At 62.1% G+C, this 21490-nt stretch carries 20 protein-coding genes, 1 pseudogene and 1 riboswitch; of the genes and pseudogenes, 15 read left to right on the forward strand and 6 right to left on the reverse strand.

Annotation, left to right across the window (positions count from 1 at the left end):
* Window positions 1-9: 9 nt before the first annotated feature.
* From AC3IQ7_RS05030 to AC3IQ7_RS05075, 10 genes and pseudogenes are all read left to right on the forward strand, one after another.
* Window positions 10-279, forward strand: coding sequence for a hypothetical protein (locus AC3IQ7_RS05030; protein WP_489208512.1), 270 nt, complete (start codon window positions 10-12; stop codon window positions 277-279).
* Window positions 280-362: 83 nt separating this feature from the next.
* A riboswitch (TPP riboswitch) is annotated at window positions 363-478 on the forward strand.
* 79 nt (window positions 479-557) lie between these two features.
* Window positions 558-2471, forward strand: coding sequence for a phosphomethylpyrimidine synthase ThiC (gene thiC, locus AC3IQ7_RS05035; protein WP_099379926.1), 1914 nt, complete (start codon window positions 558-560; stop codon window positions 2469-2471).
* 20 nt (window positions 2472-2491) lie between these two features.
* Complete coding sequence (gene thiS, locus AC3IQ7_RS05040; protein ID WP_071079564.1) at window positions 2492-2695, forward strand: sulfur carrier protein ThiS; 204 nt, start codon at window positions 2492-2494, stop codon at window positions 2693-2695.
* A gap of 25 nt (window positions 2696-2720) precedes the next feature.
* Window positions 2721-3515, forward strand: coding sequence for a thiazole synthase (locus AC3IQ7_RS05045; protein WP_058050911.1), 795 nt, complete (start codon window positions 2721-2723; stop codon window positions 3513-3515).
* A gap of 8 nt (window positions 3516-3523) precedes the next feature.
* The gene (thiD, locus tag AC3IQ7_RS05050) at window positions 3524-4279 is read left to right on the forward strand and encodes a bifunctional hydroxymethylpyrimidine kinase/phosphomethylpyrimidine kinase (RefSeq protein WP_489208513.1); all 756 of its coding nucleotides are present in this window, start codon (window positions 3524-3526) and stop codon (window positions 4277-4279) included.
* 10 nt (window positions 4280-4289) lie between these two features.
* The gene (gene thiE, locus AC3IQ7_RS05055) at window positions 4290-4913 is read left to right on the forward strand and encodes a thiamine phosphate synthase (RefSeq protein ID WP_489208514.1); all 624 of its coding nucleotides are present in this window, start codon (window positions 4290-4292) and stop codon (window positions 4911-4913) included.
* 67 nt (window positions 4914-4980) lie between these two features.
* Window positions 4981-5613: an ANTAR domain-containing response regulator gene (locus AC3IQ7_RS05060; RefSeq protein WP_100875564.1), complete on the forward strand. Its 633-nt coding sequence runs from the start codon at window positions 4981-4983 to the stop codon at window positions 5611-5613.
* A gap of 26 nt (window positions 5614-5639) precedes the next feature.
* Window positions 5640-6746 (forward strand): S-(hydroxymethyl)glutathione dehydrogenase/class III alcohol dehydrogenase, encoded by a 1107-nt coding sequence (locus AC3IQ7_RS05065; protein ID WP_322429304.1) that lies wholly within the window; start codon window positions 5640-5642, stop codon window positions 6744-6746.
* A gap of 140 nt (window positions 6747-6886) precedes the next feature.
* A pseudogene (locus AC3IQ7_RS05070) lies at window positions 6887-7855 on the forward strand (IS1595 family transposase).
* 139 nt (window positions 7856-7994) lie between these two features.
* A complete protein-coding gene (locus AC3IQ7_RS05075) occupies window positions 7995-8849 on the forward strand; it encodes a hypothetical protein (protein WP_158301309.1) in 855 nt (284 codons plus the stop codon).
* A 13-nt stretch (window positions 8850-8862) separates the two neighbouring features.
* Here the strand turns inward: AC3IQ7_RS05075 and AC3IQ7_RS05080 are convergent, their stop codons facing one another.
* Both AC3IQ7_RS05080 and AC3IQ7_RS05085 read right to left on the reverse strand, forming a co-directional pair.
* Window positions 8863-9387 carry a GNAT family N-acetyltransferase gene (locus tag AC3IQ7_RS05080; RefSeq protein ID WP_489208515.1) on the reverse strand — a complete coding sequence of 175 codons (525 nt, stop codon included), beginning with the start codon at window positions 9385-9387 and terminating at the stop codon, window positions 8863-8865.
* Window positions 9384-9659 carry a hypothetical protein gene (locus tag AC3IQ7_RS05085; RefSeq protein ID WP_489208516.1) on the reverse strand — a complete coding sequence of 92 codons (276 nt, stop codon included), beginning with the start codon at window positions 9657-9659 and terminating at the stop codon, window positions 9384-9386. Before AC3IQ7_RS05085 ends, AC3IQ7_RS05080 begins: the two co-directional genes overlap by 4 nt.
* Before the next feature lie 109 nt (window positions 9660-9768).
* On the opposite strand from AC3IQ7_RS05085, the gene AC3IQ7_RS05090 reads away from it, so the two are divergent.
* Window positions 9769-12072, forward strand: coding sequence for a UvrD-helicase domain-containing protein (locus AC3IQ7_RS05090; RefSeq protein ID WP_489208517.1), 2304 nt, complete (start codon window positions 9769-9771; stop codon window positions 12070-12072).
* Window positions 12073-12146: 74 nt separating this feature from the next.
* Here the strand turns inward: AC3IQ7_RS05090 and AC3IQ7_RS05095 are convergent, their stop codons facing one another.
* The 3 genes from AC3IQ7_RS05095 to AC3IQ7_RS05105 all read right to left on the reverse strand — a co-directional run bounded on the left by AC3IQ7_RS05095 (window position 12147) and on the right by AC3IQ7_RS05105 (window position 14376).
* Window positions 12147-12938 (reverse strand): BPSS1780 family membrane protein, encoded by a 792-nt coding sequence (locus AC3IQ7_RS05095; RefSeq protein ID WP_099379697.1) that lies wholly within the window; start codon window positions 12936-12938, stop codon window positions 12147-12149.
* A 2-nt stretch (window positions 12939-12940) separates the two neighbouring features.
* Window positions 12941-13897 (reverse strand): homoserine kinase, encoded by a 957-nt coding sequence (locus AC3IQ7_RS05100; RefSeq protein WP_489208518.1) that lies wholly within the window; start codon window positions 13895-13897, stop codon window positions 12941-12943.
* An 83-nt stretch (window positions 13898-13980) separates the two neighbouring features.
* Entirely contained in the window at window positions 13981-14376 is a 396-nt protein-coding gene (locus AC3IQ7_RS05105) for a hypothetical protein (RefSeq protein WP_035824640.1), read from the reverse strand.
* Window positions 14377-14668: 292 nt separating this feature from the next.
* On the opposite strand from AC3IQ7_RS05105, the gene polA reads away from it, so the two are divergent.
* Window positions 14669-17419: a DNA polymerase I gene (gene polA / locus AC3IQ7_RS05110; protein WP_489208519.1), complete on the forward strand. Its 2751-nt coding sequence runs from the start codon at window positions 14669-14671 to the stop codon at window positions 17417-17419.
* A 163-nt stretch (window positions 17420-17582) separates the two neighbouring features.
* Entirely contained in the window at window positions 17583-18467 is an 885-nt protein-coding gene (locus AC3IQ7_RS05115) for a dienelactone hydrolase family protein (RefSeq protein ID WP_489208520.1), read from the forward strand.
* A gap of 133 nt (window positions 18468-18600) precedes the next feature.
* Here AC3IQ7_RS05115 and AC3IQ7_RS05120 read toward each other — a convergent pair whose 3' ends face one another.
* Window positions 18601-18825 carry a hypothetical protein gene (locus AC3IQ7_RS05120; RefSeq protein ID WP_233516289.1) on the reverse strand — a complete coding sequence of 75 codons (225 nt, stop codon included), beginning with the start codon at window positions 18823-18825 and terminating at the stop codon, window positions 18601-18603.
* Here AC3IQ7_RS05120 and AC3IQ7_RS05125 point away from each other — a divergent pair.
* On the forward strand, window positions 18737-19471 hold the full coding sequence (locus tag AC3IQ7_RS05125) for a ZIP family metal transporter (RefSeq protein ID WP_034785349.1): 735 nt from the start codon (window positions 18737-18739) through the stop codon (window positions 19469-19471). The genes AC3IQ7_RS05120 and AC3IQ7_RS05125 overlap by 89 nt on opposite strands.
* A gap of 276 nt (window positions 19472-19747) precedes the next feature.
* Window positions 19748-21484, forward strand: a complete 1737-nt coding sequence (locus AC3IQ7_RS05130) for an ABC-F family ATP-binding cassette domain-containing protein (protein WP_489208521.1) — start codon at window positions 19748-19750, stop codon at window positions 21482-21484.
* Window positions 21485-21490 lie beyond the last annotated feature (6 nt).

Raw genomic sequence — 21490 nt, forward strand, 5'->3', positions numbered from 1 at the left:
GAAAGCATCATGGCTGACAAATCGCCCCCGGCAACGCCGCAGCAATACTGGTTCCCCGCCAAGACCTATGGCTGGGGCTGGGGCTTGCCCATCACCTGGCAGGGCTGGCTGGTCTTTTTGAGCGCGCTGGCGCTGTTCGCCTGCGGCGCCTTCCTGTTCCCGCCGCAAGACTCGCTGGCGCGGTACATCATCTATGAAGCGGCCATCGTTGCCGTGCTCATTTTCATCTGCCAGATGAAGGGCGAACCGACCACCTGGCGCTGGGGCAAGAAGAAGTAGCGCGATGTACAAAGACGACACCTGCAAGAAATCATCTGGCCGCGCGGCGTGAACCGCGTATAATTGGCTCGCTGCCGCAAGGCGGCAAACGCTAGGGGTCCTGCCTTTCGCTGTGGAAACACGGTGCAAGCGCGGGTGAGAAATACCCTCCGAACCTGATCTGGATAATGCCAGCGAAGGGAAGCTTTAGGATGAACGCACCCCGCCTTTCCGCGTGCGTAATTCCGAACCTCCTTAGCTGGCTCCAGGCTTAAAAATAGTCTAGCCAAGGAGCCAAAATGAACGCCAACCCGAAATTCCTCTCCGCCACCGCCACGGTCGACGAAGCCGCCATCGCGCCGCTGCCCAATTCGCGCAAAATATATGTTGAAGGCAGCCGTCCCGACATCCGTGTGCCCATGCGCGAGATCAGCCAGTCCGACACGGAAGCGTCGTTCGGCGGCGAAAAGAATCCGCCGATCTACGTCTACGACACCTCCGGCCCGTACACGGATCCGGACGTGCAGATCGACATCCGCTCCGGCCTCGATACGCCGCGTTTGCCGTGGATTATGGAGCGGGCCGACACGGAAGAATTGCCCGGCCCGACCTCAGACTACGGCATTGCCCGCCTGGCAGACCCGAAGCTGGCCGAGCTGCGCTTCAATTTGCACCGCAAGCCGCGCCGCGCCATGGCCGGCAAGAACGTGACGCAAATGCATTACGCGAGGCGCGGCATTATCACGCCGGAAATGGAGTTCGTCGCCATCCGCGAAAACATGCGTCGCCAGGAGTATCTGCAAGAGCTGAAAGCCTCCGGCCCCATGGGCGAGCGCCTGGCCGAGCTGATGGGCCGCCAGCATCCGGGCCAGTCGTTTGGCGCCAGCATCCCGGCCGAGATCACGCCGGAATTCGTGCGCGAAGAAATCGCCCGCGGCCGCGCCATCATTCCCGCCAACATCAATCACCCGGAAGTCGAGCCGATGATCATCGGCCGCAATTTCCTGGTGAAAATTAACGCGAATATTGGCAATTCGGCCGTCACCTCGTCGATCGGCGAGGAAGTGGAAAAGATGACCTGGGCCATCCGCTGGGGCGGCGATAACGTGATGGACTTGTCCACGGGCAAGCATATCCACGAAACGCGTGAATGGATCGTGCGCAACAGTCCCGTGCCGATCGGCACCGTGCCCATCTACCAGGCGCTGGAAAAGGTGAATGGCAAGGCCGAAGATTTGACGTGGGAAATCTTCCGCGACACCCTGATCGAGCAGGCCGAGCAGGGCGTCGACTATTTCACCATCCATGCAGGCGTGCTGCTGCGCTATGTGCCGATGACGGCCAAGCGCCTGACGGGCATCGTTTCGCGCGGCGGCTCCATCATGGCGAAATGGTGCCTGGCGCACCACCAGGAATCGTTCCTGTACACGCATTTCGAAGACATTTGCGAAATCATGAAGGCGTATGACGTGTCGTTCTCGCTGGGCGACGGCTTGCGTCCCGGCTCCATCTATGACGCCAACGACGAAGCGCAGCTGGGCGAACTGAAAACCCTGGGCGAGCTGACGCAAGTTGCCTGGAAGCACGACGTGCAAGTGATGATCGAAGGCCCGGGCCACGTGCCGATGCAGTTGATCAAGGAAAACATGGACTTGCAGCTGGAACAGTGCGGCGAAGCGCCGTTCTACACCCTGGGACCGCTGACCACCGATATCGCGCCCGGCTACGACCACATCACCTCGGGCATCGGCGCGGCCATGATCGGCTGGTACGGCACTGCCATGCTGTGCTACGTGACGCCGAAGGAACACCTGGGCCTGCCCAACAAGGCGGACGTCAAGGATGGCATCATCACCTACAAGATTGCGGCGCACGCGGCCGACCTGGCCAAGGGCCATCCGGGTGCGCAAATCCGCGACAACGCCCTGTCAAAAGCCCGCTTTGAATTCCGCTGGGACGACCAGTTCAACATCGGCCTGGACCCGGACAAGGCGCGCGAATTCCACGATGAAACCCTGCCCAAGGATTCGGCCAAGGTGGCGCATTTCTGCTCCATGTGCGGCCCCCACTTCTGCTCGATGAAGATCACGCAGGAAGTGCGCGAATATGCGGCCGGCATGGGCATCGCGGAAGACAAGGCGCTCAAGCAGGGCATGGAAATCAAGGCTATCGAATTCATCAAGAACGGCGCCGAGCTGTACCGCAAGGTCTGAAGGAGAGCGTGATGCCTGTATTGATATCCATCACGCTCAACGGCGCGCCGCACCAGGTGCCGCCGGGGCAAACCCTGGACCAGCTGATCGCCGCGCTGTCGCTGGAAAACCAGGCGCTGGCGCTGGCCGTCAACCGCAATGTCGTGCCGCGCAAGGCGTGGCCGGGACAGGTCTTGCAAGTACAAGACCAGGTTGAGATCGTACGCGCCATCGGCGGCGGCTAAGTTCAGAATAGACAAGGAAGAACACATGAATACCGCAACACATAACGACCTGCTGACCATCGCAGGCAAACAGTATCAATCGCGCTTGCTGGTGGGCAGCGGCAAGTACAAGGATTTGCCGCAGACGCGCGAAGCGACGGATGCGGCCGAGGCGCAGATCATCACGGTGGCGATCCGCAGGGTGAATATTGGCCAGGACCCGAACGCGCCCAGCCTGCTCGATTTCGTGCCGCCCGACCAGTACACGATTCTCCCGAACACGGCCGGCTGCTACAACGCCAAAGACGCCGTCTACACCCTGCAGCTGGCGCGCGAACTGCTGGGCGGGCGCAATCTGGTGAAACTGGAAGTGCTGGGCGATGAAAAGACCCTGTTTCCGCACATGCCAGAAACCCTGGTCGCGGCCGAAGCGCTCGTCAAGGATGGCTTTGACGTGATGGTCTATTGCAGCGACGATCCCATCCAGGCGAAGATACTGGAAGACATTGGCTGCGTGGCCGTCATGCCGCTCGCTTCCCTGATCGGCTCGGGCATGGGCATTTTGAATCCGTGGAACTTGTCGCTGATCATCGACCAGGCGAAGGTGCCCGTGCTGGTCGACGCGGGCGTGGGCACGGCGTCGGATGCGGCCATTGCCATGGAGCTCGGCTGCGATGGCGTGCTGATGAATACGGCCATTGCCGGCGCGCGCGACCCCGTGCGCATGGCGCATGCGATGAAGCTGGCCGTGCGGGCCGGGCGCGAAGCGTTTTTGGCCGGCCGCATGCCGCGTAAATTCGCCGCGTCGCCGTCGTCGCCGATGGCGGGTCGCCTGGCGTGATGGTACCGATGCGCCGCACTGTGCTGGTGTTTGCCGGCGCCGACCCGTCGGGTGGCGCCGGCATCGTCGCCGATATCGTGGCGATTGCCGCGCAGGGCGCGCATGCGCTGCCCGTCATCACGGCCTTGACGGTGCAGGACAACGACAGGGTTTTTGGCGTGGAAGCGGTGGCGCCGGAATTGCTGCGCCGCCAGGCGCTGGCGCTGATCGACAAGATCGCCATCGATGCGGTGAAGATCGGCATTCCCGGCAGCGCCGCGAATGCGGCCGTCATTGCGCAACTGATCGCGCAATTGCGGCTGGCCCGCCCAAGCTTGCCTGTCGTGCTCGACCCCGTGCTGGCCAGCGGCCATGGCGACGTGCTCAGCCGGGACGACGCCGTGCTGGCGCTGGCGCCCTTGCTGCCGGTGACGACCGTCATCGTACCGAACGGGCCGGAAGCGCTGGCCCTGGGTGGCGCAGAAAACTTGCGCGCGCAAGGTTGCGCCAATGTGCTGGTGACGGGCGGCCATGGCGACGGCGAGGTGATCGTCAACCGCTGGTTTGACGGCGCTGGCGGCGAGCGCGAGTGGCGCTGGCCGCGCCTGCCCGGTGAATTCCACGGCAGCGGCTGCACTTTGGCGTCCGCCATCGCTGCGCGCCTGGCACTGGGACAGACATTGCCTGAAGCGCTTGATCTGGCGCAACGCTATTGCCATGCGGCCCTGGCCGGTGCGTATGCGATTGCGCCAGGTCAACTCATGCCGCAACGATTCATTCAATAAGGAAAACATCATGCGTGGACTGTATCTGGTCACCCCGAACTGGGACGACACCGACCGCCTGCTCGACGTGAGCGAGCAAGCTTTGCAGGAAGGCGTGGCCCTGCTGCAATACCGCCACAAGAGCGCCGAGGCGGAGCAGCGGCGCGAACAGGCGGGCGCCTTGCTGGCGCTGGCCCGCAAATATGGCGTGCCTTTCATCATCAATGATTTTATCGAGCTGTGCGAAGAGCTCGACGCGGACGGCGTGCACGTGGGCGGCACGGATGCGTCCGTGGCGCAGGTGCGCGCGCGCCTGGGCACTGACAAGATCGTCGGCGCTTCCTGTTATGGCGACCTTGCCCTGGCACGGACGGCCGAGGCGGGCGGCGCCAGCTACGTGGCCTTCGGTGGCTTTTATCCGTCGCTGGTAAAAAAGTATCCGGTCACGACGCCCCTGGATATCGTGCTGCAAGCCAAGCGCGAGATTGCCTTGCCCTGCGTGGTGATCGGCGGCATGACGCCGGAGAACGCGGCGCCGCTGGTTGCGCGTGGCGCCGACATGGTGGCGGCCATCACTAGCGTCTATCAAGCAGACGATGTGGATATTGCGATGCAGCAATTCAATCTGCTATTTGCGCATGCAGGGGAGGCGTGAGGGGACGGATTTGGCGAATAATCGGCATATAATATGAGCATCATTCATTACCGAGGTCCCTTTGCCCATGAGTCAGCCAGCCGCCGCGAAACGCCTTATCCTGATCGTTGACGATGACCAGCTCCTGTTGGAATTCCTCGGCGAAGTCCTGCGCCATGCCGGCTACGAGACAGCCCTGGCCCATTCGGCCGAAGTGGCGCTGCAGCTGATTGCCCAGCGCGAGCCGGACCTGGCCTTGCTCGATATCCACATGCCGGGCATGTCCGGGCTGGAACTGGCCAAGCGCCTGCATGGCGAAACGGCCGTGCCATTCATGTTCCTGTCCGGCAGCGGCGACAGCGAATCGGGCAAGCAGGCGGCCGCCTACGGCGCTGTCGGCTATGTCGTCAAACCCGTCGATGAAGGCCGCTTGATGCCCGCGTTCGAAGCGGGCCTGGCCCGTGCCGACGAAATCCGCCAGCTGCGCCGCACCGAGCTGAACCTGAACGCGGCCCTGGCCGCGGGCCGCGAAACGAGCCTGGCCGTCGGTTTGCTGATGGGCAAGTTCCAAACGGATCGCAACACGGCTTTCGAAGTGTTGCGCGACCACGCCCGGTCCAGCCGCCGCAAGATCAATGAAATCGCCAGCCAGCTGCTGCTGGCCGAGGAAACCTTGAACGGCCTGCACGGCGCCTTCCTCAACCGCGCGAAAGCCAAGTAAGCGTTTCAACCATACACAGGACACACATGAAAACCAAAGCAGCGATTGCATGGAAGGCGGGCGCGCCTTTGACCATCGAAGAAGTCGACCTGGCGGGCCCGCGCGAGGGCGAGGTATTGGTCGAAATCAAGGCCACCGGCATTTGCCACACCGATTACTACACCTTGTCGGGCGCCGATCCGGAAGGCATCTTCCCGTCCATCCTCGGCCATGAAGGGGCCGGCATCGTCGTCGACGTGGGGCCGGGCGTGAAAAGCCTGAAAAAGGATGATCACGTCATCCCCCTGTACACGCCGGAATGCCGCCAGTGCAAATTCTGCCTGTCGCAAAAGACCAACCTGTGCCAGTCGATCCGCTCGACCCAGGGCCGCGGCCTGATGCCGGACGCCACCTCGCGCTTTTCCATCGACGGCAAGCCCATCTTCCATTACATGGGCACCTCCACCTTTTCCAATTACATCGTCGTGCCGGAAATCGCCCTGGCGAAGATCCGCGAAGATGCGCCCTTCGACAAGGTCTGCTACATCGGCTGCGGCGTCACCACGGGCGTGGGCGCCGTGCTGTTCACGGCCAAGGTCGAGGCGGGCGCCAACGTGGTCGTATTCGGTCTGGGCGGCATCGGCTTGAACGTGATCCAGGCGGCCAGGATGGTCGGCGCGGACAAGATCATCGGCGTCGACATCAACCCGGCGCGCCAGGACATTGCGCGCAAGTTTGGCATGACGCATTTCGTCAACGCCAACGAGGTGGAAAACGTGGTCGACACCATCGTGCAACTGACGGACGGCGGCGCCGACTATTCGTTTGAATGCATCGGCAACACCACCACCATGCGCCAGTCGCTCGAGTGCTGCCACAAGGGCTGGGGCCAGTCCATCATCATCGGCGTGGCGGCGGCCGGCCAGGAAATTTCCACGCGTCCATTCCAGCTGGTGACGGGACGCGTGTGGAAAGGTTCCGCCTTTGGCGGCGCGCGCGGCCGCACGGACGTGCCGAAGATCGTCGACTGGTATATGGAAGGCAAGCTCAATATCGACGATTTGATCACGCACAGGCTGAAGCTCGACGATATCAACCAGGGTTTCGACCTGATGAAGAGCGGTGAATCGATCCGCTCCGTCGTACTGTATTAATTACGCCGTACCCCGGCGTTTTTGCGGAGGCTGCGGCCTCCGTTTTTTTTGGCTCTGTCATCGGTAAATAGGGGAACTGCCGGAATCTTCCCTTGGCATTGCTGTCTGACTCTGCATACTTACCACACAGGGAGCAGATCATGCAGCCAGCCGAATGGATCCGTTTTATCACCCAGTTTGCTCACCTGAACCGACGCCAGCGGCAGACAGGCATCGCCCTGCTGCGTGGCAACGCACCGCACGACGCGACCGTCGCGTTGCTGGAAAGCGTGGCGCAGCCGCGATTGGCCTGTCCCGCCTGCCGCTCGCCTCACCTGCACCGGCATGGCCATGCGCACGGCTTGCAGCGCTACCGCTGCGTGCCTTGCGGGCGCACTTTCAATGCCTTGACGGGCACGCCGCTCGCCCGCTTGCGTCACAAGGCGCTATGGATCGCGTATGCCGATTGCCTGCTTGATTCCAGGTCGGTGCGCCAGGCCGCTCAGCAGCTGGGATTACACCGCAACACCACGTTTCGCTGGCGCCACCGCTTTCTCAGCGTGGCGAAGACGGACCGGCCGCATGGCCTGCATGGCATCGCCGAGGCCGATGAACTCTACGTGCTGGAATCGGAAAAGGGATCGAGGTAGATGACGCGTCCGGCCCGCCGTCGTGGCGGCCATGCCTTTAAACGTGGTATCTCGAATGAGCAAGTCTGCATCCTAGTGGCGCGCGACCGCACGGGCCAGACCCTCGATTTCGTCACGGGCAAAGGCGCGTTGACGAAGGCGCAGCTGCACCGATGTTTGTTGCCCGTTATCGACAAGGATGTTCTGCTGGTAACGGATGGCCATGCGGCCTACCGGGCGTTTGCGAGGGAAGCGCGCATCAGCCACGAGGCCGTCAACTTGCGCGCAGGCATCCGTGTACAAGGTGCCGCTCACGTGCAGAACGTCAATGCGTATCACAGCCGCTTGCGGCAATGGCTGCGTCCGTTTCATGGCGTGGCGACGCGCTACCTGCCAAATTACCTGGGCTGGCGCTGGATACTCGACGCCGGGCGCATCCGTTCACCAGAAACGTTATTGAAAGCAACGCTGGGAGCATTCCCACATTTGATGGTGACATAGCCTTTTTTTTGCCCGCTTGCCATCCATCGTCCATGTTTGCCATCCAGGCAGGTCTTTTTGCAGCCTGTCGCAGCGCGCTGGAGGCCAGGTCCCGTTGCCGCTACAGTCAATGCTCCACTACTTTTGCGACGAGGCAGCCATGTCCACTTCCCACCGTTTGATCCTCAGCCTGGCCGGTATCCTGCTTGGCGGCAGCGCGCTGGCCGTGCAGCCGCCGCAGCCGCCCGCGCCACCGGCCCCGCCAGCCGCACCCAGCGTGCAGGTCAGCCGTTCGCTCGACAAGGGCGAAAGCTATGCGCTCGTCGATGGCGCCACGGATAGCGAGGGCGTCATCGTCGTCGACAGCGATATCCACTCGCAGCAGGTGGAAAAGCTCAAGCGCTCGATCAAGGGCCCGTTCCTGTGGTTCCGCGACCAGGGCCAGGCCTATGTGCTGCAGGATGCGGCCTTGCTGGGCAAGGTGCGCACGGCATGGCAGCCATCGAGACAGCTCAGCAAGGAAATGAGCGCGCTCGGCGATCAAATGGGCGCGCATGGCAAGGCCATGGGCGAAATGGGCCGCAAGATGGGTGCCCGCAGCCTGGAAAAAGGCAGCGCGCGCGAGTCGGAGCAGCTGCGTGCGCTGGGCCGCCAGCAGCAGGAACTGGGCCGCAAGCTTGGCGACGCCTCGCGCCGCCAGGCGCTGGCAACGAGCGACACGGCGCGCCGCGCGGCCGAGCGCGACGTGGAGCGCCTGCAGCAGCAGATGGAAGATGCACAGGAAGAGATGGAAGAGATCAACGACCGCATTGCCGACGTGCACGAGCGCGAGGCCGAGAAAGCGGAGCAGATGTCGCGCCAGATGGAGCAGCGCAGCAAGCCGATGGAAGCGCTGGGCAAGCAAATGGGCGACCTGGGCCGCCAGCAGGAAAAAGTCGTCAAGATCGCCGACAAGACCACGCGCCAGGTGATCGCCCAGGCGCTCAGCGAAGGCAAGGCAAAACTGGTGCGCTGAGTGCCGTGCCGAATCAGCGGACCAGCGGCTTGCGCATCAGGCAGCGCAGCGCCGGATCGTGCCCGTCCTGCACTTCGCGCGCCAGCTTGAGCGCATGCCCAGCGCCCAGCGCCACGGCCTCGATTTCGCTGAAGCCATGGCGCGCATAGTAGGGCGCGTTCCACGGCAGGTGGCGATACGTGCTCAGTGTCAGCCAGGCGCAGCCCAGCGCCCGGGCATGGGCCGCCGCCGCGTCGAGCAGGCGCGCGCCCAGTCCCTGCCGTTGCTGCGGCAGTGCAACGGACAATTCCACGATGAACAACTGGCCGTCGAGCGGCTGGGCGGCCAGGAAACCCGCTGGCGCGTCCTGTCCATCGGCGGCCACCCACACGCCGCCATCCTGCTGCAGCGCCTGCAAGGTGTCCAGTGGCAAGGGTTCGCCATGCGCCAGCCAGGCCAGGTCGGGGCCGGCCTGGGCAAACAGGGTTGCGGCGCTGCGCTCGACCTGGGCCAGCAACGGCAGGTCGGCGCGAGTGGCCGCGCGGATGGTGTTGCTCATGGCGTGTTCCACGCGGCGGCCACGGCGCGGTATTGTGCCGGCAACTGCTCCCTGGCCTCATTCTCGCTGGCATACACGTCATCCTGTACGGTCTCCCAGCGCGCATCGCAGCTGAAACGGTAGACTTGCGCTTCGTCCCCGTAGCGACACACGGCCAGGCCGTGGATGGCGATGGGGGCGGTGTCGTGCGCATCGGCGACATGGCCGAAGGGCAGGTCGGACCAGGCCCAGGCCAGTACGCGGGCGCCGTCGAGGTGAGTGGGTGGTGTCATGGGATACAGGCCGCTGTGTCGGGACGCCGATTGTAGCGCGCACATGAAAAACTGGCGCGACCGCTGGACAAATGCACAGTATTTTTAGCCATGCCGGTATAATCACGGGATGCAAAATCTTCTTCACAACCTCAATCCCGAACAATTGGCTGCCGTCACCTTGCCGGCACAACATGCGCTGATCCTGGCTGGCGCCGGTTCTGGCAAGACCCGCGTGCTGACCACCCGCATCGCGTGGCTGATCCAGACCCAGCAGGTATCGCCGCCCGGCATCCTGGCCGTGACGTTTACGAATAAAGCCGCCAAGGAAATGCTCACGCGCTTGTCGGCCATGCTGCCGATCAACACGCGCGGCATGTGGATCGGTACCTTCCACGGCCTGTGCAACCGCTTGCTGCGCACGCACTACCGCGACGCGGCCTTGCCGCAAACGTTCCAGATTCTCGATTCCCAGGATCAATTGTCCGTGATTAAGCGCTTGTTGAAGGCAAACAACATCGATGATGAAAAATTCCCGCCGAAGACGGTGATGTATTTCATCAACAATGCCAAGGACCAGGGCTTGCGCGCCACGGACGTGGAAGCGTACGACGCGCACGAGCGCAAGATGGTCGAGCTGTACCAGCTGTACGACGACCAGTGCCAGCGCGAAGGCGTCGTCGATTTTGCCGAATTGCTGCTGCGCACGTATGAATTACTGAGCCGCAACCAGCCCCTGCGCGAACACTACCAGGCGCGCTTCCGCCACATTCTGGTGGACGAGTTCCAGGATACGAATAATTTGCAATACAACTGGTTGAAATTGCTGGCTGGCCACGGCAGCCGCGATGGCGGCGCCCTGTTTGCCGTCGGCGACGATGACCAGAGCATCTACGCCTTCCGCGGCGCCAACGTGGGCAATATGAGCGCCTTCGAGCACGAGTTCCAGGTGAAGAACTTGATCAAGCTGGAGCAGAACTACCGCTCGCATGGCCACATCCTCGACAGTGCCAACGTGTTGATCGCGAACAATAGCAAGCGCCTGGGCAAGAATCTGCGCACGGATGCGGGCCATGGCGAGCAGGTGCGCGTGTATGAAGCCAGTTCCGATTTGCAGGAAGCGCAGTGGATCATCGAAGAGGCGAAAAGCCTGATCGCCGATGGCGCTTCGCGCAGTGAAATCGCCATCCTGTACCGCTCGAACGCGCAGTCACGCGTGATCGAGCACGCGTTGTTTTCAGCCAGCATTCCGTATCACGTGTATGGCGGCCAGCGCTACTTCCAGCGCGCCGAAGTCAAGCACGCCATTGCTTACTTGCAATTGATGGACAATCCGCACAACGATTCGGCCTTCTTGCGCGTGGTCAACTTCCCCACGCGCGGCATCGGCATGCGCTCGATCGAGCAATTGCAGGCCGCCTCGGAACAGTACGGCATTTCCCTGTACGCATCCGTGCCGTATGTGGCCGGCAAGGCGGGAAGCGTGCTGGCCGGTTTCGTGAAATTGATCGAAGGCGTGCGTTTCGAAACGCAGCAATTGTCCTTGCCGGAAATGGTCAGAGTGGTGCTGGAAGCGAGTACCTTGCTGCAGCATTACCAGAATGAAAAGGAAGGCGCCGACCGTATCGAGAATCTTGAGCAGATGGTCAGCGCGGCCAGCCAGTTCATTTCCGAAGAGGGTTTTGGCCAGGGGGCACCAGCCCATCTTGGGCCAGCCGCCCAGGCGCAGTCGGGCGTGCCCGTCGTGAACCAGGATGGCATCGAAATCCTCGATGCGGACGCGCCGCTGCCGGCCGTCATGTCGCCGCTGTCCGCTTTCCTGTCGCACGCGTCGCTGGAAGCGGGCGACAACCAGGCGCAGGCGGGCCAGGATGCGCTGCAGATGATGACGGTGCACTCGGCCAAGGGCCTGGAATTCGACAATGTGTTCATCACGGGCCTGGAAGAGGGCTTGTTCCCGCACGAAAGCAGTTCGAAGGAAGACAATGGCGTGGAAGAAGAACGCCGGCTGATGTACGTGGCCATCACGCGCGCGCGCAAGCGGCTGTACATGAGCTTTTCGCAGACGCGCATGCTGCACGGCCAGACGCGCTACAACATGAAGTCGCGTTTCTTTGACGAATTGCCGGAAGAAGCGCTGAAATGGCTGTCGCCGAAGGTGCAGGCGAATTGGTTCGGCAACCGCAAGTCGGCCTGGGACGAGGCGCCGCGCGTGGCCAGCCTGGGTTCGGACAATGCGATCGCGCAAAAGATCGCGCAAAAAGCCACGGGCGGCGGCTGGCGCATCGGTGAATCCGTGGCGCACGCCAAGTTCGGCGAAGGCGTGATCGTCAATATCGAAGGCGGCGGCGGCAATGCGCGCGCGCAGATCAATTTCGGACAGCACGGCATGAAGGTGCTGGACCTGGGTATCGCCAAATTGGAACGACTGTGACGCTGATATACAATCAGCGGCCATAAAAAAGGGGCAGCCTGCGCAGGCTGCCCCTTTTTACATCTGGCCGGCGATCACTCGCCGGTCTTGTCCAGCGACACCGTCTTGCTCTCATCGACGGGTAGGCCGAAGATCTGGCGGTAGGCGGCATAGAACGAGCAATGCATGATGATGGTCAAGATCATCGACAGCGGCATCATCAGTTGCATCATCAGCGGCGTGCGGCCGAAGATGACGGCCAGCAACTGGCTGGTGACGACGCTGATGGCGAACCAGGTGGCGGCGAAGACGATGAAGGCCGACAGCGAGCGCCAGACGGCGAAAAAGCTGAAGAACAGCGCCTTGCCCAGCCCCGTTTGTTTCCAGTAGATCAGCGGTGCGGCAAAGCAGAAGGCCATGGCGGCCGGCACGTACAGCACGATGGCCAGCAGGATGCCCAGGCCCAGGCGCGATTCGGGGATGGCGGTGCGCGCCGCCTCCTCCGTCAATTGCCCGGTGACCAGTTGCCACAGCAAGCCATCATCGACCAGGGTCGAGGCGCCAATGGCGACGATGGCCATCAGGATGTACAGCACGCCCAGGCCGAACAGGGAAGGAAAGGCCGGCTTGCGGAAGCCCGAGATCAGCAGGCTGGGCAGGACGCGCTTGCCCTGGTCGATATTCAGGCAGCCTTGCACGAAGGCGACGGAAAACACGGGCACCAGGATGACGGGCAGCAATTGGCCGAGCACGGGCACGATGCTGACGGCCAGCATGCAGAACATATAGCCGAGAAACAGCATCGACATGCCGCCAGGTTGCTTGCGAAACAGGGCGAAGCCTTGTTTCACCCATTGCCAACCTGTACTTGCAGGTAATTTTTCCATGTTTAAAACAGTTCCGGGGCAGGTGTGGCGATACGTTCGCGCAGAATGCGTTCGAAATGCGTGGGGTCGTGCGGGGTCAGCATTTCCGCTTCGCGCGGCTGGTAATAATCGTACAGGCGCGACAGCCAGAAGCGCAGCGCGGCGGCGCGCAGCATCGGTTGCCATGCCGTCTGTTCTTCATGCGTAAACGGGCGCACGGCCTGGTAGGCGTCGAGCAGGGCGCGCACTCTTGCCGTGTCGAGCACACCCGTGGCCAGGTCCACGCACCAGTCGTTGACGGTGACGGCCACGTCGAACAGCCAGGTGTCGCAGCCGGCAAAGTAAAAGTCGAAAAAACCCGTCAGTTGTTCGCCGTCAAACATGACGTTGTTGCGGAACAAGTCGGCATGCACGGGACCGCGCGGGATGGCTTTATAGGTATCGCAGGCAGCAAAGGCGTCCTGGAAATGGATTTCCGCGCGCAGCAGATGCGCCTTGGCATCGTCGAGGTGCGGCAAGACCAGCGGCGTGGTGGTGTTCCACCAGTCCAGACCGCGCAGATTCGGCTGCTGCAGGGGGAAGTCCTGCGCCGCCAGGTGCATTTTTGCCAGCATGGCGCCGACAGCCGCGCAATGCACGGCTTGCGGCGCCATCTGCGAGCTGCCGTCGAGTTTGCTGACGATGGCGGCAGGCTTGCCTTGCAGGGCCGTCACCAGTTCGCCGTCGGCATTGGCGATCGGCGCCGGCACCAGCACGCCCCGGTCCGCCAAATGGCGCATCAGTTGCAGATAAAACGGCAATTGCTCGAAGCTGAGGTTTTCAAAGATCGTCAGCACATACTCGCCGCGCTCCGTGCTCAGGAAGAAATTGCTGTTTTCGATGCCGGACGCGATGCCCTTGAGCGCCAGAGGTTTGCCGAGTGGAAATTGCGTGATCCACTGGCCGATATCGTCCAGGTGTAGCGCGGTAAAAACTGCCATGGGAAAGAGGGGAATGGTCTAAAAGGTCAAAAAAAGCCGGCTGCCCCGCAGGTGGCCGGGGCAGGGCAGAAGAGAGTGGCTGCTTACTTCGCTGGTGCGGGCGGCGCTGGTGCGTCCGCTGCCTCTTCATCGCGTTGTTTCTGTTTCTTCTTGCCCAGGTCAAATTCCAGCACTTTCCATTGCGGGCCGCGCAGGGCGCCGCCGTGGGCCTGGTCGGCGCCAGCGGCCGGCTTCATGTAATACGTGCTGCCGCCGCTCGTGACTTTCACTTCGGACGTCACGCCCGCTTCGCGTTTTTCGGTAATCTGCTGCTTGGCCGCGGCTGGCGCCACGGTGATGGGCGCTTCGCCCATTTCCTCGATACGTTCGAGCTGTGGCGGCGCGTCGCTCGGTTTGGCCGGCGTCTGGGCGCTGGCAAGGGCCGAACATGCCAGCAGGGGCAGGGCGAGGAATGTCCAGAGTGTCGATGTACGCATCATGATGGGTTCGCTTCCATGTGTGGGACTGCAGCGCGTGCAGTGGTGTAATGCCGTCAATTTATCTATAAGGCATTGTAACAAACTGGTAGGCAATGCTGTTTAAATGAGGCGAAATGGCCCGCAGTGGCTGCCTGCGCGCCCGCACGGGGCCGCCAGGGTGGCAAAAACACCAGGAACGGCACGCGTGGCGGCCGGTGGCGCGGCCCTAAACTCTGCGATAATTGTGCGATATTCCGCCCGTTCGCCGCTGTGTCTTCCCGGCTGGCGCGGCTCACCTTATTTTATTGGCATTATGCAAAACACCCTGCTGTTAGTCGACGGTTCCAGTTATCTTTATCGTGCCTTCCATGCGCTGCCCGATCTGCGCAGCCCGGACGGCTATCCCACGGGCGCCATGCACGGCATGGTCAACATGCTGCGCCGTTTGCGCGCCGATTTCCCGGCCGCTTACATCGCCTGCGTGTTCGATGCCAAAGGTAAAACTTTCCGCGACGACATGTATCCCGAATACAAGGCCACGCGCGCCTCGATGCCGGACGACTTGCGCCTGCAGATCGAGCCGATCCACGAAGCCGTGCGCGCCATGGGCTGGCCGATCCTGATGGTCGACGGCGTGGAAGCGGACGACGTGATTGGTACTTTGGCCGTGCAGGCCGCTAGTGCCGGCATGAACGTGGTGGTGTCCACGGGCGACAAGGATCTGGCGCAGCTGGTCAACAGCCAGGTGATGCTGATCAATACCATGAGCAATGAAAAGCTCGACGAAGCGGCCGTGCTGGTCAAATTCGGCGTGCCGCCGAACCGCATCATCGATTATCTGTCGCTGATCGGCGATACGGTCGACAACGTGCCGGGCGTGTCGAAATGCGGCCCGAAGACGGCCGTCAAATGGCTGACCTTGTACGACAGCCTGGAAGGCGTGATGGAAAACGCGGCCAGTGTGGGCGGCGCCGTCGGTGAAAACCTGCGCACGGCCCTGCCATGGCTGCCGCAGGCGCGCGCCTTGATCACTGTCAAGACCGATTGCGATTTGTCGCAACACATGACAACCATCGCCGACTCGCTCGTGGCAAAACACGAAGACAAGGAAGCGCTGCTGGCCTTCTTCAACCGCTACGGCTTCAAGGCCCTGCTGCGCGAACTGGGCGCCACGCCGCCGCCGATGTCGCCTGTTGGCGCACCGATAGCGACGAGCAATACGACCGGCGACATGTTCGCCGATGCCGTGCCAGCAGTCGAGGCCGTGTATGAAACCGTGCTGACCGATGAGCAGCTGGACAAATGGATCGCGCTGATCGATGCGGCTGCCCTGACGGCTGTCGACACGGAAACCACGTCGCTGGAACCGATGACTGCGCAAATGGTCGGCATTTCCCTCTCCGTTGCAGAGCACGCCGCCTGCTACATCCCGCTGGCCCACGATTACGCGGGCGCGCCGGAACAGTTGACGCGCGAACACGTGCTGGCGAAACTGCGCCCGTGGCTGGAAGATGCCAACAAGCCCAAGCTGGGCCAGAACCTGAAATATGACAGCCACATCTTCGCCAACCACGGCGTGACGTTGCGCGGCATCGCCCACGATACCCTGCTTGAATCGTATGTGTTCGAGTCGCACAAGAAGCACGACATGGACAGCCTGGCCCTGCGCCACCTGAACTACACGACGATTCCGTTCGAGGATGTGTGCGGCAAGGGCGCCAAGCAGATCACGTTCAACCAGGTGGAAGTGGAGCAGGCGGCCAAGTATGCGGCCGAGGATGCCGATGTCACCTTGCGCCTGCACAATGCCATGTGGGGCAATGTGGCGAACGATGAAAAACTCACCTTCATCTATGAAAAGATTGAAATGCCGACGGCTGTGGTCTTGCAAAAGATCGAGCGCAACGGCGTGCTGATCGATGACGAGTTGCTTAACATCCAGTCCGCCGAGCTGGCCGTGAAAATTCTCGAGCTGGAAAAGAAGGCGTATGAGCTGGCCGAGCAGCCGTTCAACCTCGGTTCGCCCAAGCAGATCGGTGAAATTTTCTTTGAGAAATTGAAACTGCCGGTAATTAAGAAAACCCCGACGGGCGCGCCTTCGACGGACGAGGAAGTGCTGCAAAAGCTGGCCGAGGATTATCCGCTGCCGAAAGTCCTGCTCGAATACCGGGGCATGGCCAAGCTGAAGTCGACCTACACGGATAAATTGCCGAAGATGATCAACGTCACGACGGGACGCGTGCACACGAATTATGCGCAAGCCGTGGCCGTGACGGGGCGTTTGGCGTCGAATGACCCGAACTTGCAGAATATTCCCATCCGCAGCGCGGAAGGGCGCCGCATCCGCGAAGCGTTTATTGCCCCGCCGGGCAGCCACATCGTTTCGGCCGACTATTCGCAGATCGAATTGCGCATCATGGCGCACATCTCGGGCGATGAAGCCATGCTGCGCGCGTTTGCCGACGGCATCGACATTCACCGCGCCACGGCCGCCGAGATATTTGGCGTGCCGGCCGCGGAAGTGCAGAGCGAGCAGCGCCGCTACGCCAAGGTCATCAACTTCGGCTTGATCTACGGCATGAGCGCATTCGGCCTGGCCGGTAACCTGGGCGTGGACCGCACGGCCGCGCAAAGCTATATCGACCGATATTTCGCCCGTTTTTCCGGCGTGAAACAGTATATGGAAGACACGCGCCAGCAAGCGAAGGCGCGCGGCTACGTGGAAACCGTGTTCGGCCGCCGTTTGTGGCTGCCGGAAATCAATTCGCCGAACGGCCCGCGCCGCCAGGGCGCGGAACGGGCGGCGATCAACGCGCCGATGCAGGGCACGGCGGCCGACCTGATCAAGCTGGCCATGATCGCCGTGCAAGGCTGGCTGGAAACGGATGGCTTGCAGACGAAGATGATCATGCAGGTGCACGATGAACTGGTGCTGGAAGTGCCGGACGCGGAACTGGAACTGGTCAAGCGCAAGCTGCCGGAACTGATGGCCGGCGTGGCCGCGCTGAAGGTGCCGCTGACGGCTGAAGTCGGTATTGGTAAGAATTGGGACGAAGCGCACTAGGACGCCAGACCAAATCTACTGCGCGGCGCGATTTCCGGCCTGCGATGCTCACTGTGCCCTGGCACAGTTGCGCTTCTCGGCCAGAACTCGGGGCCGCTCGCTACGATTTTGTCTGGGTCCAGAGATTTGACTTCACTTAATGCAACATTTTCAGGAGAAACGCATGAGCGACATGATCACCGATTGTGAAAGTTTGCTGGGCCAGAGCAGTGTGTCCGGGCCGGATGGCCGGCGTGGTTTCCTGAAGGTGGCGCTGGGCGCGGGTTTTGCCGTGGCCGTGCTGCCCGTGGCGGCGCAAAACGTCATCAAGACGGATTCCGCCGGTCTCGTCACGGGCAGCATGTCGGTGATGGTCGATGGCCAGGCCGTGCCCGTGTATGCGGCCCAGCCGGAAGGCAAGACGGGATTGCCCGTGGTACTGGTCATTTCGGAAATCTTTGGCGTGCATGAACATATCGCTGACATGGCGCGCCGCTTCGCCAAGCAGGGCTATCTGGCGCTGGCGCCCGATTTGTTCGTGCGCCAGGGCGATCCCACCAAGGTGGCCAGCATCCCTGAGTTGATGAAAGGCATCATCGCCAAGACGCCGGATGCGCAAGTGATGGCGGACCTCGATGCTGTTGTTGCGTGGGCGAAACAGAATGGCGGCGACACGAGCCGCCTGGGCATCACGGGCTTTTGCTGGGGCGGGCGCATCACGTGGTTGTACGCGGCGCACAATCCGGCCCTCAAGGCGGGCGTGGCCTGGTATGGCCGCCTGGTGGGCGAGCCGACTCCCTTGCAGCCGAGCAATCCCATCGATATTGCTGTTACCTTGAAGGTCCCCGTGCTGGGCTTGTATGGCGGCAAGGATACGGGCATCAGCCAGGAATCGATCGGCAAGATGAAGGATGCGCTGGCCAAGGGCGGCAACAAGTCGGAATTTGTCGTGTATCCCGATGCGGGCCATGCCTTCAATGCCGATTATCGCTCCAGCTATGTGGCGGCCGATGCGAAGGACGGCTATGCGCGTTGTTTAGCCTGGTTCAAGCGCCACGGCGTGGCGTGATCCGCAACAGAAAAATACCCCATCTTCCAGAAGTTGGCGCGAAAGGCGCACCGGGCTGTAAAATGCCCGGTGCGCGCCAATGCAGTACAATTGCATCTTCATCGCGCTACGCTGCCGCCAGACGCGCAAAAAATTAAACAATAGATAACAACGCATTCATCAGGCCAGACGCCAGCATCGCGGGCGCCAGTGACCCGGCGCCATTTTGAGGTAAGAAAATCATCGATCCCGTCCTTATATCCATTTTGCTCGCGACCACGATCGCGGGCGTGTTCAGCATTACCGCGGCGGCGATCTTTTCGTTTGCATTCCTCTCCAAAGTGGTTGAGCGCATGGTCAGCTTGTCCGTTGGCATCATGCTGTCGACGTCCTTGCTGCACGCCTTGCCCGAAGCGTTTGAATCGCAGGCGGATCCGCGCAGCCTGTTCGCCACCTTGCTGGCGGGCTTGCTGGCCTTTTTCATGCTGGAAAAATTCGCCATCCTGCGCCATTCGCACCACCACGAAGGCGATGGCCACCACCACGCGCACGGCCACGACAAGCACGAAGCGGGCAAGGCCGGCTGGATGATTCTCGTCGGCGACGGCATGCACAACTTTACGGACGGCATCCTGATCGCCGCCGCCTTCCTGGCCGACCCGAAGCTGGGCCTGGTGACGGGCCTGGCCATCATCGCGCATGAAATCCCGCAGGAAATCGGCGACTTCATCGTACTGCTCAATGCCGGCTTCTCGCGCTTGCGCGCCTACATCTTCAATCTGCTGTGCAGCCTGATGGCGGTGGCGGGCGGCTTGCTCGGCTATTTCACCCTGGACCGCGCCAGCAATTTGATCCCGTACGTGCTCGTGTTCGCCTCGTCCGGCTTCATTTATATAGCTCTGTCCGACTTGATGCCGCAGATGCAGCGCCGCGCCACCTTGCGCGAAACCATCCCGCAAGTGCTGTTGATCGCGCTGGGTGTGTGCATCGTGCTGTTTTTGACGCACAAGCGCCACGGCGGTTGATACGCCGTTCTGTCGGCGCAGTGCCACCTATGCTATATTGTCTTTCTGACTAACTTGCACAGAAAGGAGGAAAATATCATGGAAGAAAATTTGTTGCTCGCCTTGTGGCGCGCACGCTCTTTAAGCGCATTTGCCAGCTCTTGCCCACGTTCTATCGCGCTGCGATAACCCGGCCAGAGCAAAGTTACCCTCCTACACGAGTCCTTTCCTGGTACTCCGTTGTCGTTAGCGCTCCTGTTAACGCGGATGCTTGCATCCTGAATAAAGACAAGAGCCATGACTACCCTTATCTCGACACAAGCTTTACAACTGGATACCCACGACGGTTTCCTCTTCAATGAACTCGCCTTTACCTTGCGCCAGGGCGACCGCATCGGCCTGATCGGCCACAATGGCTGCGGCAAATCCACCTTGCTGGGATTGCTCAGCGGCACGCGGGAAGCCACTGCCGGCACCATCCACTACGCCCGTGCCTGCCGCTTGCAGCATGTGGAACAGCATTTGCCGGCGGAACTTGCCAGCCTGAGCCTGTACGACGCCTTGCTGGCGCCCGTGCTGGACCAGCCTGAGCTGCATTGGCGCGTCGACAGCCTGCTGGCCGAGTTAGGCTTCGAGCACGAGACGGCGCAAGTACCCGTGCATTCCTTATCCGGCGGCCAGCACACGCGGCTGCTGCTGGGGCGCGCCCTGCTGCAGGAGCCGAACGTGCTGTTGCTCGATGAGCCGAGCAATCACCTGGACTTGCCGTCGCTGCTGTGGCTGGAGCAATTCCTGCTGGCCTGGCGCGGCGCCTTCATCCTCGTCTCGCACGACCAGCGCTTGCTCGACAATGTGGCCACGCGCAGCTGGATCTTGCGCGATAGCCGCCTGTACGACTTCGACTTGCCGTGCGGCCCCGCGCTGGCGGCGCTGGCCGAAGCCGATCTTGCCGCGGCCGCCCGCCATGCGGCCGAACAGAAGGAAATCGACCGCCTGGCCGTGAGCAGCACCCGCCTGGCCCTGTGGGGCAAGATATACGATAACGTCGGCATGGCGCGCAAGGCGAAGAGCATGCAGCGGCGCATCGACAAGCTGCAGGATGAACAGTCCTTCGTCAGCGACGGCGCGCCGTGGCGCTTGAGCCTGCGCGGCAAGGCGCTGGCGGCCGACCAGCTGCTGGCGCTGGATGCCCTGGACGTGCGCGCCGTGCCTGCCTCGCCGCTGCTGTTCCACGTGGGCCAGCTGTGGCTGAAACCGGGCGATCGCATCGCCTTGCTGGGCGCCAACGGCAGCGGCAAGTCGTCCTTGCTGCGCCTGTGCTGGCAAGCGATCCAGGCACAGGAGGAACGGGGCGACTTGCGCTACCACAAGGCGGCAAACATCGGCTATTACGACCAGTCGCTCAAGCAACTGGCCGATACGGCTGATCTGGCCGACGCCCTCTACCCGTTTGCCGTGCAAAACGAGGCTGCGCGCAGCCAGGTGGCGCGCAAGCAGGCGTTGATTGCGGCTGGCTTTCCGTATGCGCGCCATGGCCAGACAGTCGCTACCCTGAGTGGCGGCGAGCGGGCGCGGCTGCTGTTTCTGGGGCTGTCCATGGCCAGTTACCACTTGCTGCTGCTGGACGAGCCCAGCAACCACCTGGACATGCAGGGCAAGGCGGAACTGGGACTAGCCTTGCGCGGCTTTGCCGGCGGCTGTTTATTGGTGTCGCACGACCGTGACCTGATCGAGACGGCGTGCAACCGGTTTTGGGTGGTGGCCGATGGCGGACTGGAAGAGTGGCCTGACGCGGCCAGCGCGTATGCACGGCTGAGCGCGGAAGATGGGCAAGCGTTGACGCCCGCGCCGCGCGTGGAGCATGCGTCTGCGGTCCTGACGGACATCGACGTGCAGCTGGAGCGCTTGTGCGAACTGGAGCAATTGCTGGCCGAGGATCTGGCCCGCAAGCCGCGCCACCAGAAGCCGGCCAGCCAGCTGGCATGGCAGGCGGAGCTGGAGCGCTTGAATCAATCGCTGGGGATAACGTCGTAGTTATCC

The organism is Janthinobacterium sp. GL_088, from assembly GCF_057837845.1.